Source organism: Kitasatospora azatica KCTC 9699 (assembly GCF_000744785.1).
Lineage (GTDB): Bacteria > Actinomycetota > Actinomycetes > Streptomycetales > Streptomycetaceae > Kitasatospora > Kitasatospora azatica.
The window spans coordinates 1,696,362-1,711,171 of sequence record NZ_JQMO01000003.1 but is presented as its reverse complement, the minus strand read 5'-3'; the positions used below and the strand labels follow the sequence as shown (position 1 = coordinate 1,711,171).

The 14,810-nt window shown below is 70.7% G+C and carries 12 protein-coding genes and 2 pseudogenes; 5 read left to right on the top strand and 9 right to left on the bottom strand.

The features are described from left to right. Window positions 1-120: 120 nt before the first annotated feature. Complete coding sequence (locus BR98_RS18370; protein WP_035846079.1) at window positions 121-1,566, bottom strand: gamma-aminobutyraldehyde dehydrogenase; 1,446 nt, start codon at window positions 1,564-1,566, stop codon at window positions 121-123. 316 nt (window positions 1,567-1,882) lie between these two features. On the opposite strand from BR98_RS18370, the gene BR98_RS18365 reads away from it, so the two are divergent. The 4 genes from BR98_RS18365 to BR98_RS18350 all read left to right on the top strand — a co-directional run bounded on the left by BR98_RS18365 (window position 1,883) and on the right by BR98_RS18350 (window position 5,892). Continuing rightward, window positions 1,883-2,356 carry an Lrp/AsnC family transcriptional regulator gene (locus tag BR98_RS18365; protein ID WP_035846077.1) on the top strand — a complete coding sequence of 158 codons (474 nt, stop codon included), beginning with the start codon at window positions 1,883-1,885 and terminating at the stop codon, window positions 2,354-2,356. Beyond that, the gene (locus BR98_RS18360) at window positions 2,353-3,747 is read left to right on the top strand and encodes an aspartate aminotransferase family protein (protein ID WP_035846075.1); all 1,395 of its coding nucleotides are present in this window, start codon (window positions 2,353-2,355) and stop codon (window positions 3,745-3,747) included. The genes BR98_RS18365 and BR98_RS18360 overlap by 4 nt, the downstream gene beginning before the upstream one ends. 247 nt (window positions 3,748-3,994) lie before the next feature. After that, complete coding sequence (locus BR98_RS18355; protein WP_035846074.1) at window positions 3,995-4,726, top strand: ABC transporter ATP-binding protein; 732 nt, start codon at window positions 3,995-3,997, stop codon at window positions 4,724-4,726. 8 nt (window positions 4,727-4,734) lie between these two features. Beyond that, entirely contained in the window at window positions 4,735-5,892 is a 1,158-nt protein-coding gene (locus BR98_RS18350; protein ID WP_035846073.1) for a hypothetical protein, read from the top strand. A gap of 88 nt (window positions 5,893-5,980) precedes the next feature. Here BR98_RS18350 and rlmN read toward each other — a convergent pair whose 3' ends face one another. From rlmN to rpsB, 6 genes are all read right to left on the bottom strand, one after another. Beyond that, complete coding sequence (gene rlmN, locus BR98_RS18345; protein WP_035846072.1) at window positions 5,981-7,081, bottom strand: 23S rRNA (adenine(2503)-C(2))-methyltransferase RlmN; 1,101 nt, start codon at window positions 7,079-7,081, stop codon at window positions 5,981-5,983. Window positions 7,082-7,154: 73 nt separating this feature from the next. Continuing rightward, window positions 7,155-8,072, bottom strand: coding sequence for a phosphatidate cytidylyltransferase (locus tag BR98_RS18340; RefSeq protein ID WP_157537835.1), 918 nt, complete (start codon window positions 8,070-8,072; stop codon window positions 7,155-7,157). Next, window positions 8,072-8,629, bottom strand: a complete 558-nt coding sequence (gene frr / locus BR98_RS18335) for a ribosome recycling factor (RefSeq protein WP_035846070.1) — start codon at window positions 8,627-8,629, stop codon at window positions 8,072-8,074. The genes BR98_RS18340 and frr overlap by 1 nt, the downstream gene beginning before the upstream one ends. A 93-nt stretch (window positions 8,630-8,722) precedes the next feature. Next, window positions 8,723-9,478 (bottom strand): UMP kinase, encoded by a 756-nt coding sequence (pyrH, locus tag BR98_RS18330; protein ID WP_035846068.1) that lies wholly within the window; start codon window positions 9,476-9,478, stop codon window positions 8,723-8,725. A 203-nt stretch (window positions 9,479-9,681) separates the two neighbouring features. Continuing rightward, window positions 9,682-10,521, bottom strand: coding sequence for a translation elongation factor Ts (gene tsf / locus BR98_RS18325; protein ID WP_035846067.1), 840 nt, complete (start codon window positions 10,519-10,521; stop codon window positions 9,682-9,684). A gap of 130 nt (window positions 10,522-10,651) precedes the next feature. Continuing rightward, window positions 10,652-11,533, bottom strand: a complete 882-nt coding sequence (rpsB, locus tag BR98_RS18320) for a 30S ribosomal protein S2 (RefSeq protein WP_035846065.1) — start codon at window positions 11,531-11,533, stop codon at window positions 10,652-10,654. Between the two features lie 490 nt (window positions 11,534-12,023). On the opposite strand from rpsB, the pseudogene BR98_RS38125 reads away from it, so the two are divergent. Then, window positions 12,024-12,488, top strand: a pseudogene (locus BR98_RS38125) (peptidoglycan DD-metalloendopeptidase family protein); the annotation flags it as partial. Window positions 12,489-12,568: 80 nt separating this feature from the next. Here BR98_RS38125 and BR98_RS18315 read toward each other — a convergent pair. Both BR98_RS18315 and whiG read right to left on the bottom strand, forming a co-directional pair. Next, window positions 12,569-13,183: a TetR/AcrR family transcriptional regulator gene (locus BR98_RS18315; RefSeq protein ID WP_051971109.1), complete on the bottom strand. Its 615-nt coding sequence runs from the start codon at window positions 13,181-13,183 to the stop codon at window positions 12,569-12,571. Between the two features lie 91 nt (window positions 13,184-13,274). Next, window positions 13,275-14,027: pseudogene (whiG, locus tag BR98_RS18310) on the bottom strand (RNA polymerase sigma factor WhiG); the annotation flags it as partial. Window positions 14,028-14,810 lie beyond the last annotated feature (783 nt).

Genomic DNA, 14,810 nt, shown 5'->3' with positions numbered 1-14,810 from the left:
CCCTCCGCTTTAGAGGATCAGCAGATCGCGTTCAGAGGGTCATCAGATCGCGGTCATACAGCGCTGAACGGTCATGACCCGCTAGATCGCGGTCATACAGCGCTGAACGGTCATGACCCGCTAGATCGCGGTCATGACGTGCTTGATCCGGGTGTAGTCCTCGAAGCCGTAGGAGGACAGGTCCTTGCCGTAGCCGGACTTCTTGAACCCACCGTGCGGCATCTCGGCGACCAGCGGGATGTGGGTGTTGATCCAGACGCAGCCGAAGTCCAGCCGACGCGACATCCGCATCGCGCGGGCGTGGTCCTTGGTCCAGACCGAGGAGGCCAGCGCGAACTCCACGCCGTTGGCGTAGCTGACCGCCTGCTCCTCGTCGGTGAACTTCTGCACGGTGATGACCGGGCCGAAGACCTCGTTCTGGATGATCTCGTCGTCCTGGTTCAGGCCGGAGACCACGGTCGGGGCGTAGAAGTAGCCGACCTCGCCGACCCGGTGGCCACCCGCCTCGACCTTGGCGTGGGACGGCAGGCGGTCGATGAAGCCGGAGACCTGCTTGAGCTGGTTGGCGTTGTTCAGCGGGCCGTAGAGGACGTCCTCCTCGTCGACGCCACCGGTCTTGGTGTCGGCCGCGGCCTTGGCCAGGGCGGCGACGAAGGCGTCGTGGATCGACTCGTGCACCAGCACCCGGGTGGCGGCGGTGCAGTCCTGGCCGGCGTTGAAGAAGCCGGCCACCGAGATGCCCTCGACGGCCTCGGCGATGTCGGCGTCCTCGAAGACCACCACGGGGGCCTTGCCGCCGAGCTCCAGGTGCACCCGCTTGACGTCCTTGGAGGCCGACTCGGCGACCTGGATGCCGGCCCGCACCGAGCCGGTGATCGAGGCCATCGCCGGGGTGGTGTGCTCCACCATCAGCTTGCCGGTCTCGCGGTCACCGCAGAGCACGTTGAAGACGCCGGCCGGCAGCTCCAGCTCGGCCAGGATGCCGCCGATGATCTCGGCCAGCAGCACGGTGGAGGCGGGGGTGGTGTCGGAGGGCTTCAGCACCACGGTGTTGCCCGCGGCGATCGCCGGGGCGAACTTCCAGACCGCCATCATCATCGGGTAGTTCCACGGCGCGACCTGGGCGCAGACGCCGACCGGCTCGCGGCGCACGATCGAGGTCATGCCGTCCATGTACTCGCCCGCGGCCTTGCCCTCGAGCAGGCGGGCGGCGCCGGCGAAGAACCGGATCTGGTCGGCCATCGGGCCGATCTCCTCGGACAGCGTGAGGCCGCGCGGCTTGCCGGTGTTGCGACACTCGGCGTCCACCAGCTCGTCGGCCCGCGCCTCGACCGCGTCGGCGATCTTCAGCAGCAGCTTCTGCCGGGTGGACGGGGTGGCGTCGCGCCAGGTCTCGAAGGCGGCGGCGGCCGAGGCCATCGCGGCGTCCACATCGGCGGCACCGGACAGCGGGGAGGTCGCGTACGCCTGGCCGGTGGTGGGGTCGACGATCTGCAAGGTGCGACCGTCCGCCGCGTCGACGAACTGGCCGTTGATGTAGTTGCGCAGCGTACGAAGGTCGCTCACGACTCTCTCCTCGGGTTGCGGTCGGCGCTGTGGCGGCCGATCCGTCGGGGGCTGTGCCAGTGGACCGGGCGGGTGGCCCGGTCCGACGCCGAGGCGGCGCCGGGTGGCCGGGCCCTGTTGGACACGATCCACTGGTGGGGAGCGTACGCCCCGGGGGGACGCGCGCGCGTGACGCTGACAGGGTAGCGGGAAAGCTGCTGGTATCGACATAGCTGCCAGCTTGTTGCGATGAAATCCGTACCGTTTCCCGACCATGACGACGAAATCAGCAGCACCGCTACTTGCGAACATCCCTCCGATCGGGCACAGTGGCGGCGTGGCCAACCGCGACCGGAACAGCAGCGTTCCCCTCGACTCCGTCTCCAAGGCGATCATCGAGCAGCTGCAGGAGGACGGCCGCCGTGCGTACGCGACCATCGGCAAGGCCGTCGGCCTCTCCGAGGCCGCCGTTCGGCAGCGGGTCCAGAAACTGCTCGACCAGGGCGTGATGCAGATCGTCGCCGTCACCGATCCCCTCACCGTCGGATTCACCCGGCAGGCGATGGTCGGAATCACGGTCGAGGGTGACATCGAGCCGATCGCCGACGCTCTGGCCGCCATGGACGAGGTCGACTACGTGGTCTGCACCGCGGGCTCGTTCGACCTGCTGGCCGAGCTGGTGTGCGAGGACGACGAGCACCTGCTCGAAATGATCAACAAGCGAATCCGTGCGCTTCCCGGCGTGCGGAGGACCGAGAGCTTCGTTTACCTGAAGCTCCGGAAACAGACCTACACCTGGGGCACCCGATGAGCGCCGACCCGGCACAGAAGGACCTTTCGAAGACCGCCTACGACCACCTGTGGATGCACTTCACCCGCATGTCGTCGTACGAGAACTCCCCCGTCCCCACCATCGTGCGCGGCGAGGGCACCTACATCTGGGACGACAAGGGCCGCAAGTACCTCGACGGCCTGGCCGGCCTGTTCGTGGTGCAGGCCGGTCACGGCCGGGAGGAGCTCGCCGAGGCCGCCGCCAAGCAGGCCAAGGAGCTCGCCTTCTTCCCGGTGTGGAGCTACGCCCACCCCAAGGCCGTCGAGCTGGCCGAGCGCCTGGCCCACTACGCGCCCGGCGACCTGAACAAGGTCTTCTTCTCCACCGGTGGCGGCGAGGCCGTCGAGACCGCCTGGAAGCTCGCCAAGCAGTACTTCAAGCTGACCGGCAAGCCGACCAAGTACAAGGTCATCTCCCGCGCGGTCGCCTACCACGGCACCCCGCAGGGCGCCCTGTCGATCACCGGCCTGCCGGGCCTGAAGGCCCCGTTCGAGCCGCTGGTGCCGGGCACCCACAAGGCTCCGAACACCAACATCTACCGCGCCCCGGCCTTCCTCGAGGGCCCGGACGGCACGGTGGACCCGGAGGCCTACGGCCGCTGGTGCGCCGACGAGATCGAGGTGGCCATCCTCAACGAGGGCGCCGAGACCGTCGCCGCCGTCTTCGTCGAGCCGGTGCAGAACGCCGGTGGCTGCTTCCCGCCGCCGCCCGGCTACTTCCAGCGCCTGCGCGAGATCTGCGACCGGCACGACGTGCTGCTCGTCTCGGACGAGGTCATCTGCGCCTTCGGCCGCCTGGGCACCATGTTCGGCGCCGACAAGTTCGGCTACCAGCCCGACATGATCACCTGCGCCAAGGGCATGACCTCGGGCTACTCCCCGATCGGCGCCACGATCATCTCGGACCGCCTGGCCGAGCCGTTCTACAAGGGCGACAACACCTTCCTGCACGGCTACACCTTCGGCGGCCACCCGGTCTCCTCGGCGGTCGCGCTGGCCAACCTCGACATCTTCGAGCGCGAGGGCCTCAACCAGCACGTGCTGGACAACGAGGCGAACTTCCTCGGCACCCTGAACAAGCTGCGTGACCTGCCGATCGTCGGCGATGTGCGCGGCAACGGGTTCTTCTACGGCATCGAGCTCGTCAAGGACAAGGTCACCAAGGAGTCCTTCAACGACGACGAGGTCGAGCGCGTGCTCTACGGCTTCCTGTCGAAGGCGCTCTTCGACAACGGCCTGTACTGCCGCGCCGACGACCGTGGCGACCCGGTGGTGCAGCTGGCCCCGCCGCTGATCTCCGACCAGTCGACCTTCGACGAGATCGAGCAGATCCTGCGGACCAGCCTCACCGACGCGTGGGCGAAGATCTAGAGCTCTCTGACCCACCCTCTGCCGCAGGGCGGTCCCAGCAGTCTCCTCCTCAGGGCTGCCGGGACCGCCCTGCGGGTTTTCGGCCGGCGCGGTGCCTTTGGCTGACGCGGTGATTTTTCCCGACGATCTGCTGATGGTTCGTCCGGGTTTATCACAACTGCTCCGGGTGCGCCGCAACCGCAATGCGACTTAGTCGTTCTAATCTGACGACTGTCACCCATCTCCCGTGGACCGGCGGAGGAACTCCATGTCAGCGGCCCCGCCCGACAACGACGTGCTCTGGGCCAGGGGGATCGTCAAGTCCCACCACGGCACCCCCGCCCTGCGCGACGTCTCGATCGGCATCCGCGAGGGCGAGGTGCTGGCCATCACCGGCGCCCGCGGGTCCGGCAAGTCCACCCTGCTCGGCTGCCTGTCCGCCCAGCTCCCAGTGGACTCCGGCGAGGTCTGGTTCAACAGCTCCCCGGTGCACACCCTCAGCCGGGCCGGGCGGGAGAAGCTGCGCCGCGACCGGTTCGGCTTCGTCGGCTCCGAGCCGCAGCTGGTACCGGAACTGACGGCCCGGGAGAACGTCGCGCTGCCACTGCTGCTGGCCGGGGCCGGCCACAAGGCCGCCTACGGCGCGGCCGACGACTGGCTGGACCGGCTGGACGTGAGCGACTGCGCCAAGCGCCGCCCCGAGGAACTGGTCCAGAGTCAGCGCCAGCGGATCGCGGTCGCCCGGGCGCTCGCCCCGCTCCCCCGGGTGGTCTTCGCCGACGACCCGACCGCCCCGCTGCACCGCGAGGCCCAGGACCAGGTGCTGCGGATACTCACCAGCGCGGCCCGTTCCCACCAGCTCACCCTGGTGCTGGCCACCCACGACCCCGAACTGGCCCGGTACGCGGACCGCACGGTGGCGCTGGTCGACGGCCGCACCCCGGCACCGGCGGCCCCGGTGCGACGCCCGGCGGCCGCGCCCGTCACCGCTTCACACTGAGGACGCAGGTGTTCTATCTCCGGCTGGTCAGGGGCTACCGGGTCGTCGACCTGGGCCGCTGGCTGCTCACCGCCACGGCGGCCGCCGTGGTTGCCGCCTTCCTGCTGCGGGCCCTCGGCCGGGCGCTCAACGATCCGCCCGGTGCCCACTCGGCGACCGCGCGGCTGCTCTGGTGCCTGCCGCCGCTGCTGGCCGTCGCCTGGTTCGCCGCCGTCGCGGCGCGCGCCCTGCCGGCCCAGCGGCCGGACCGGATCGCCGGGCTGACCGCGGCCGGCGCCGGACCGAGGCGACTGCGGCTGCTGATCGCCGGCGAGATCGCGCTGGCCTGCGCCCTCGGCGCACTGGTCACACTGCTGCTCTTCCTGGTGCTGCGCAACGACATCGCCGGACCCTCGCTGGCACCCGAGCTGGGCATGGGCGTGCCGCTGCCGCCGGCCGCGCCGATCGCCCTGATCACGCTGCTGCCGCTGGTCGGCGGGATCGCGGCGGCCTGCGCGGTGCCCAACCGGGAGACGCTGCCCGGCAGTCGGGAGCCGGTCGGGGCCGAGCGGTTCGGGCTGGTCCGCACCGTCACGGCGAGCCTGCTCACCCTCGCCGGCACGCTGACCGAGCTGTATGCGCTGCGCCCGGCGGCCGCGGGCGATCCGCGCCCGCTGCAGCTGCCGGCCGGCCTCGGTCACACCAGCGGCGCGCTGCTGGGTGGTTGGGCCACTGCGGCGCTGGGCGCCGCACTGCTGACCGGCCCGCTGCTGGCCGCGGCCGGCCGCGTTCTGGCGCTCGGCCGCCCGAGCGCCCGCCGCCTGCTGGCCGGGCGCGGGCTGACCAGCACCGCGCCCCGGCTCAGCGCCCCGCTCGCGGTGCTGGCCTTCACCCTGGCGGTGGTGCTCACCTCGGTCCGGCACTGGGTGGCCCCCGGTGCGGCCGGCACCGGGCCACTGCCGGCCGCCGAGGCGCTGCTGATCACCGGCTGCGCGGTGGCGGCGGTGATCGCCCGGCTGACCGAGGTCCGGGCCACCCGACGGCCCGTCACCGCCACCCTGCTGCGGCTCGGCTCCTCGCCGCACCTGCTGGTCGGCGCCGCCCTGCTGCGCTGGGCGCTGGCCGGGCTGGTGGTGCTGGCCACCGGCGGCCTGACGGCGGCGCTGGGCTCGGGAATGCTGAGCTGAACCACTGAGCCTGAACCACTGAGCCGGACCGCTGAGTTGGACCGGCTGAGTTGGACCGGCTGAGTTGGACCGGCTGAGTTGGACCGGCTCAGCCCGCGGCGGCGAGCTGACCGCAGGCGCCGTCGATCTCCTGGCCGCGGGTGTCGCGGACGGTGGTCGGCACGCCGTGCGCCTCCAGCCGGCGGACGAACTCGCGCTCGTCCTCGGGCCGGGAGGCCGTCCACTTGGAGCCCGGGGTCGGGTTCAGCGGGATCAGGTTGACGTGCACCCGGTGGTTCTTGATCAACCGGCCGAGCAGGTCGGCCCGCCAGGCCTGGTCGTTGATGTCCTTGATCAGCGCGTACTCGATGGAGATCCGCCGGCCCGACTTCTCCGCGTAGTTCCACGCGGCGTCCAGCACCTCGGCGACCTTCCACCGGGTGTTGACCGGGACCAGCTCGTCGCGCAGCTCGTCGTCCGGCGCGTGCAGGGAGAGCGCGAGGCGGCAGCTCAGTCCCTCGTCGGCCAGCCGGTTCATGGCCGGCACCAGGCCGACGGTGGAGACCGTGATGCCGCGCTGGGAGAGGCCGAAGCCGTCCGGCGCCGGGTCGGTGAGCCGGCGGATCGAGGCCAGCACCCGGTTGTAGTTGGCCAGCGGCTCGCCCATGCCCATGAAGACCACGTTGCTCAGCCGCGCCTCGCCGCCGGGGATCTCCCCGGCCTTGAGTGCCCGCATGCCGGCCGCGATCTGCTCGACGATCTCGGCGGTCGACAGGTTGCGGGTCAGCCCCGCCTGGCCGGTGGCGCAGAACGGGCAGTTCATCCCGCAGCCGGCCTGCGAGCTGATGCACATCGTCACCCGGTCCGGGTAGCGCATCAGCACCGACTCGACCAGGGTGCCGTCGAAGAGCTTCCAGAGCGTCTTGCGGGTGGTGTCCTCGTCGCAGGAGACGTGCCGGACCACCGACATCAGCTCGGGCAGCAGCTTCTCGGTCAGCTTCTCGCGGCTGGCCGCCGGGATGTCCGTCCAAGTCGCCGGCTCGTTCGAGAGCCGGCCGAAGTAGTGGTTGGCCAGCTGCTTGGCGCGGAAGGGCTGCTCGCCCAGCTCGGCGACGGCCTCCTTGCGCTCGGCGGGGTTGAGATCGGCGAGGTGTCGCGGGGGCTTGGCGCCGCGCGGCGCGACAAAGGTGAGTTCTCCGGGTGCAGGCATGGTTCATCCAGTGTCGCAGATGCCGCGAGGGCCCCGGACGGGTGCCGTCCGGGGCCCTCGACGCGGGTGTGGGTCAGCTGCCGACGAAGGCGGCCAGCAGCATCCAGACCACCGGCGCGGTCGGCAGCAGCGAGTCCAGCCGGTCCATGATCCCGCCGTGGCCCGGCAGCAGGGTGCCCATGTCCTTGATGCCCAGGTCGCGCTTGATCATCGACTCGGCCAGGTCGCCGAGGGTGGCGATCAGCGCCGCGCAACCGCCCAGGATCAGGCCCTGCCACCAGCGCCCGTCATCGATGATCCACTGCATCAGCAGCGCACCCGCCAGCATCGACAGGCCGATGCCGCCGGCCAGGCCCTCGCGGGTCTTGCCCGGGCTGATCGTCGGCGCCAGCTTGGTGCGGCCGAACTTGTAGCCCACCGCGTACGCCCCGGTGTCACTGCAGATGGTGACCACCAGGAAGAGCACGATCCGCTGCGGCCCGTCGTGCGCGGAGAGCATCAGCGCCACGAAGGTGGCCAGGAACGGCACGTAGAAAGCCGTGAAGACGCCCGCCGTTATGTCCCGCAGGTAGTTCTCCGGCGGCTCTTTCATCCGCCAGATCATCAGCGCCAGCGCGGTCAGTGCGAGCGCCGCGGCCGCGCCCTGCGGACCGATCCAGTAGCCGGCCGTCAGCATGGCGATGCCGCCGAGCAGCAGCGGCGGCTGCGCGACCTGGATCCCCTTGCGCTCGGCCAGCCGACTGGTCAGCTCCCAGCTGCCCACCGAGACCGCAGCCACCACGACGGCCAGGAAGAGCACCTTGACCACGAAGAGCGAGGCGATGATCACCACGCCCAGGCCGAGCCCCACGCCTATCGCGGCGGGGAGATTGCGGCCGCCGCGCTGCTTGCGGGGCTGCTGCGGCTCGGACTGGGCCACCGGACTCTCCTGCGCTCGGGACGGGGACGGGGTTGTGCCCCTGGAGCCTGGGGCGTTGGGGGCGTCGTTCATCAGACTTCGAGCAGCTCGGCTTCCTTGTGCTTGAGCAGCTCGTCGATGCTCGCGACGTACTTCGCGGTGGTGTCGTCGAGCTCCTTCTCGGCGCGGCGCACCTCGTCCTCGCCGGCCTCCTTGTCCTTCACCAGCTTGTCCAGGTTCTCCTTGGCCTTGCGGCGGATCGCCCGGATCGAGATCTTGCCGTCCTCGCCCTTGCTACGGGCCAGCTTGATGTACTCCCGGCGGCGCTCCTCGGTCAGCTGCGGGAAGTTCACGCGGATGACGTTGCCGTCGTTGCTCGGGTTGACGCCCAGGTCGGAGTCGCGGATCGCCTGCTCGATGTTGCGCAGGGCGCTCTTGTCGAACGGCGTGACGATCGCCATCCGGGGCTCCGGGACGGAGAACGAGGCGAGCTGGTTGATCGGCGTCGGCGCGTCGTAGTACATCGCGACGATCTTGTTGAACATCGCCGGGTGGGCCCGGCCGGTGCGGATGGCGGCGAAGTCTTCCTTCGCGACCGAGACCGCCTTCTCCATCTTCTCCTCGGCCTCGAGGAGGATCTCTTCGATCACAGTCTGCTCCCTGTCCGGTTGCCCGTGGCGTGGGCCGCCCCGTGGCGTACTGATAGGCCCCGCGTCGTCCGGCGGGGCGCGGCTGATGACGGCTCAGGCCCGGACGGAATCCTGGCTGATGAGTGTGCCGATCTTCTCATTCCTGACCGCGCGAGCGATATTGCCCTCCGCGAGGAGCTCGAAGACCAGGATCGGCAGGCCGTTGTCCTTGCACAGGGTGATCGCCGTCAGGTCGGCGACCTTGAGGTCGCGGGAGATCACCTCGACGTACTCCAGCGCGTCGAACCGCACTGCGTCCGGGTTGGTCTTGGGGTCGGAGTCGTAGACCCCGTCCACCCCGTTCTTGCCCATCAGCAGCACCTCGGCGTGGATCTCCAGGGCGCGCTGCACGGCGGTGGTGTCGGTGGAGAAGTACGGCATGCCCATACCCGCGCCGAAGATCACCACGCGGCCCTTCTCCAGGTGCCGGATGGCCCGCAGCGGCAGGTAGGGCTCGGCGACCTGGCCCATCGTGATGGCGGTCTGGACCCGGGTCTCGATCCCTTCCTTCATCAGGAAGTCCTGCAGTGCCAGGCAGTTCATCACGGTGCCGAGCATGCCCATGTAGTCGGAGCGGGCCCGGTCCATGCCGCGGACCTGCAGCTCGGCGCCGCGGAAGAAGTTGCCGCCGCCGATGACCACCGCGACCTCGGTGCCCTGGCGGACCACGGTGGCGATCTCGCGGGCGATCTTGTGGACGACGTCGGGGTCGACGCCGAGGCCGCCTCCGCCGGCGAACGCCTCACCGGACAGCTTGAGCAGAACACGACGGCCAGTGCCGTCCTGCGCGGTCTCCTGCGTCTCCTGCATGGACTTCTCCTTCTGCACCTGCTGATTCACCGGCCCGGGTGTGCGGCGCCCAGGCCCGCGCGTACACGCGAGGAGGCCACTGCCGCGGGAACCGGTACGGTCTCCTGCACGGCAATGGCCTCCTCGTCGTTCATGGTGCCGACTCACTGGTTCACAGCTGCGGCGGCGGTTCCAACTTTAGGCGGGAACCGGGTGAACGTGGCTCAGGCGCCGACGCGGAAGCGGGCGAAGCGCTTGAGGGCCACGCCGTTCTCCTCGAGGACCTTGGCGACGGTCTTCTTGCTGTCCTTCGCGAAGGCCTGCTCCAGAACGGAGTTCTCCTTGACGAAGCCGGTCACGCGACCCTCGACGATCTTCGGCAGGGCGGCCTCCGGCTTGCCCTCCTCGCGAGCGGTGGCCTCGGCGACGCGGCGCTCGTTCTCGATGTCCTCGGCCGGGATGTCCTCGCGGGACAGGTACTTCGGCGCGAAGGCGGCGATGTGCTGCGCGACGTCCTTGGCGACCTCGGCGTTGGCCTTGTCGAGCTCGACCAGGACACCGATGGCCGGCGGCAGGTCCGGGTCGGTCTTGTGCAGGTAGACCGCGACGAAGCCGTCACCGTCGAACTGCGCGAAGCGACGGAAGACGATCTTCTCGCCCAGGGTCGCGTTGGCCTCGTCCACGAACTGCTGGACGGTCTGGCCGGCGGCGATCTCGGAGGCCAGCGCGGTCTCCAGGTCGGCCGGGGAGGTGGCGGCGACGTGGGCGGCGAGCGCCTCGGCGACCTCGACGAACTTGCCACCCTTGGCGACGAAGTCGGTCTCGCAGTTCAGCTCGACGAGCACGCCGGCCTTGGCGTCCTCGGCGATCAGCGCGGCAACGGCGCCGTTGGAGGCGTCGCGGCCCTCGCGCTTGGCAACGCCCTTCTGGCCCTTGATACGAAGCAGCTCGACGGCCTTCTGGACGTCGCCCTCGGCCTCGTCGAGCGCCTTCTTGCAGTCCATCATGCCGGCGCCGGTGAGCTCACGGAGCTTCTTGACGTCCGCGGCGGAGATGTTCGCCATGGTGTGAATCTCTTCTCGCGTCTCGCGTGTCTGCGGGGTGTGTGCGCCGGGGCTGGTGTTTCAGCCCCGGCACGTGGAGAGAGGGACGCCCGCCGGTTCGTACCGGCGAGCGCCCCTCACCCTCGGTACGTCAGGCCTGCTCGGCCTCGGCGGCCGGAGCCTCAGCGGCCGGAGCCTCGGCAGCGGGGGCCTCGGCAGCAGCCTCGGCGGCGGCGGGGGCCTCCTCGGCCTTCGCCTCACCGGTCGCCAGCAGGTCCTGCTCCCAGTCGGCCAGCGGCTGGTCGGCACCCGGCTCGGCCTTGACATCGCCCTTGGCGACACCGGCGCGGGCCTTGAGGCCCTCGGCGACGGCGTCGGCGATCACCCGGGTCAGCAGGGTGACGGAGCGGATCGCGTCGTCGTTGCCGGGGATCTTGTAGTCGACCTCGTCGGGGTCGCAGTTGGTGTCGAGGATCGCGACAACCGGGATGTTGAGCTTGCGGGCCTCGCCGACCGCGATGTGCTCCTTCTTGGTGTCCACGATCCAGACAGCGCTGGGCACGCGCTGCATGTCGCGGATACCGCCGAGGGTCTTCTCCAGCTTGTCGTGCTCGCGCTGGAGGACCAGGAGCTCCTTCTTGGTGAGGCCGGAGCCGGCCACGTCCGAGAAGTCCAGCTCGCCGAGCTCCTTGAGGCGCTGCAGACGCTTGTAGACGGTGGAGAAGTTGGTCAGCATGCCGCCGAGCCAGCGCTGGTTCACGTAGGGCATGCCCACGCGGGTGGCCTGCTCGGCGATGGCCTCCTGGGCCTGCTTCTTGGTGCCGACGAAGAGGACGCTGCCGCCGTGGGCAACGGTCTCCTTGACGAACTCGAAGGCGCGGTCGATGTAGTTCAGCGACTGCAGCAGGTCGATGATGTAGATGCCGTTGCGCTCCGTGAAGATGAAGCGCTTCATCTTCGGGTTCCAACGACGGGTCTGGTGACCGAAGTGGACGCCGCTCTCCAGCAGCTCCCGCATCGTGACGACGGCCATAGCCGTGTACTCCTCGTGTTGCGCCCGGCTGGTTGTTGCTGCCTTGATCCGATCCGATGGGGCTCGGGGCACTCGGCAACTACCGGGTCTGGCTCGGTTGTCCGTGCCGGTCGGGTGACCGTCACGCCTGACGCCCCGACGTGCCGAGCCGACCGAATCCTGGGCGGCGAGACCGCGACAGGCTCGGGGGACCGAGCGGCACTCGCACCGGGCGGAGCAGCGGCCGGGGCCGTTGGTCTGCCGGTGGCGGGGCGTGCGAAGTCGACCCGGCGGACCGGGTCGCGTGTGAAGTGTACGGGAAGCCCCGAGCGACCGGCGACTCTGCGCGTTGGGGGGTGAGACGTTCGGGTGGGGCGCTGGGGTGGGGGCGTTCGGGCGGGGGCGTTGGGGTGGAGGCGTTCGGTGGAGGCGTTGTCCACAGGTGCGGGGTTGTCCACAGGTTCGTGGGCGGGGGTAGTGGAGGCGGGCAGCAGGGCGGAACCTCGCTGGCATGACCACTGTTCTGGTACCTGTACGCATCCGCCGGCCCGCCGGGTGGCTCGCGCTCACGCTGCTCACGCTGCTTGCGGTGCTGGGCACGCTGTTCGCACCCACTCCGGCGCGGGCCGCACCGCCTTCGCTGCTGGGCGCGGCATCCCCCGCACCCGGGCGGGCCTGGCCGGTGGGCGGGCCGGGCGGGCTGCTGGACCGGTTCGCGGCGCCGCCGAAGCCGTGGGCGGCCGGGCACCGCGGGGTCGACCTTGCGGCCGGAGCGGGCGAGGCGGTCCGGGCGGCCGCGCCCGGGGTGATCAGCTTCGCGGGTGAGGTCGCCGGTCGGCCGGTGGTGACGGTGCTGCACCCCGGCACCGGCAGCCCGCCGCTGCGCACGACCTACCTGCCGGTGACCGGCGGCCCGCCCGTCGGGACGACCGTGGCGGCCGGCCAGCCGATCGGTCTGCTCGCGCCGGGCGCCGGCCACTGCGCGGCGGGGTGTCTGCACTGGGGGCTGCTGCGCGGCGACCGCTACCTCGATCCGCTCGCGCTGTTGGGTTCCGGTCAGGCGCGACTGTTGCCGCTGCACTCCGCAGCCGTGGTGGCGGCGACGGTGAACGTCGGCCCAGCCAGCCCGTGCAGGGCGAGGGCGACGGCGGCGTCGGCGATCTGTTCGCGCTCCTCGGCGGAGCGCCCCTCGGACCGCTTGACCGCCGTCTCCACCGCGCCCTGCAGCAGCGCCGCCGTCAGGCGCGGCTCCTGGTGGCCCAGTTCGCCCAGCGCCTCGATGACCAGGCCGACCAGTCCGGCGTGCGCGGTGCGGATCCTGGTCCGTGCCGCCTCGTCCAGCTCCAGCGCCGAGAGCGCGACGATGGCGCGATGCCGGGGATCGCCGGCCAGGACCAGCTGGCCGCGGACGTACGCCTCCAGCCGGCTGAGCGCACTGTCGCAGACGGCCATGCCCGCCTCGATCTCGGCCGCCCAGAGCGGGAAGTCCGCCTCGCAGAGCTGCTCGACCACATGGGCCCGGGAGCGGAAGTACTCGTACACCGAGGAGCGGGCCAGTCCGGTCCGGGCGGCCAGGGCGGGAAAGGTCAGCGCGTCCATCCCGCCCTCGGTCAGCAGCGAGCGGGCCGCATCGAGGAGGGCTGCCCGCTGAAGTTGACGGTGCTCGGCCAGGGTGGCGGCTCGGATCTTCGGCACCCTCCCACTGTACGGAGCCCGCGGTACTCCGGAGCCACCGGATTCAGCGGTTCAGCGGATACCGGATTCAGCGAAGATCGGAGAGTTTCGCCCGTAGTTGCAGCACGGACTTGGTGTGGATCTGACTGACCCGACTCTCGGTCACCCCGAGGACCTGACCGATCTCGGCCAGCGTGAGGCCCTCGTAGTAGTAGAGCGTCACCACCGTCTTCTCCCGCTCGGGCAGCGTGTTGACGGCTCCGGCGAGCAGCTTGCGCAGCTCGCGGTCCTCGGCGACCTCGACCGGGTTCTCGGCTCCGATGTCCACCAGGGTGTCCACCAGGGTCAGCCGCTCGCCGCTCTCACCGGCCGGGTGCAGCAACTCGTCCAGCGCCACCACGTTGGCCAGTGAGAGTTGGCTGAAAATCGCGTGCAACTCCTCGAGCGCGATGCCCATCTCGGCCGCCACCTCGGGCTCGTGCGGGGTCCGCCGCAGCCGGGCCTCCAGCGCGGCATAGGTCCGCTCGACCGCCTTGGCCTTCTGCCGGACCGACCGGGGAATCCAGTCCAGGGCCCGGAGTTCGTCGATGATCGCGCCGCGGATCCGGCTGATCGCATAGGTCTCGAACTTGATCGCCCGGTCCAGGTCGAACTTCTCGATCGCATCGATCAGACCGAACACACCGGAGGAGACGAAGTCGGCCTGCTCGACATTGGCCGGCAGTCCGACGCCCACCCGGCCGGCCACGTACTTCACCAGCGGGGAGTAGTGGAGGATCAGCTGCTCACGGAGCCTGGGGTCGCCGGTGGTCTTGTAGGAGCGCCAGAGCGATTCGAGCGCGCTGCGCTGGGTGACTTCCGGGGCGGTAGCGGTACCGGTGACGGGTCCAGCGGCGGGACCAGAGGCGGCGTCAGCTGCGGTGGAAGGAGCGGGCGGCGGGGAGCTGCCCTGTGGGGCGGTGCCTTGTGGGGCGGTGCCTTGTGGGGCGGTGCCTTGTGGGGCGGTGCCCTGTGGGGCGGGTCCGGTCGGCGGTCCGGACGCTTGCGGCGCGCCGACTGCACCTCCGCCCTCGGGCCGCCGACCCGCTCCGCGCGACGGCTGCGGCACCGACCCGAGACCGGCGACCCTGGCGGTGCCGGTGGACTTGCCGGCCTTCGCCTTCTTGCCGGGCCTCGCCGACTCACCGGAACCGGCCTGCTGGGCGGACTTGGCAGGCCGCGTGGGCGGGGCGGGCACGGCGGTCGGGCCAGGTGGAGCGATCGGCGGTGCCGACGCCCGGGACGTCACCAGGGCGAGCGGCCCGGCCATCGGAAGCGGCGGCAGTGGCGGTGGCGGTGGCTGCGGCAGCGGGATCGTCCGGCCGACCGGCGCCTCTCCCCCGCCCCCGCCCGGTGGCCCTCCCTCACCCGCCGGACCGTCAGCCGCGGTACCGCGCCGCCCCAGTGACGGCTCGGCACTCGGTGGGTGGATCGTCGGCAGGACGGGCTTCGCAGGTTGGGCATCGAGGCCGGGGCGCGCTTCGGTGCCGGATCCCCCCGGGGGCCGGCCGGCACTGGTCGCCCTGTGTCCGGGAATGTGTGTGGGCATACGTGGGTCTGCGCCGTTCTGCCGAGTCATGTGCTG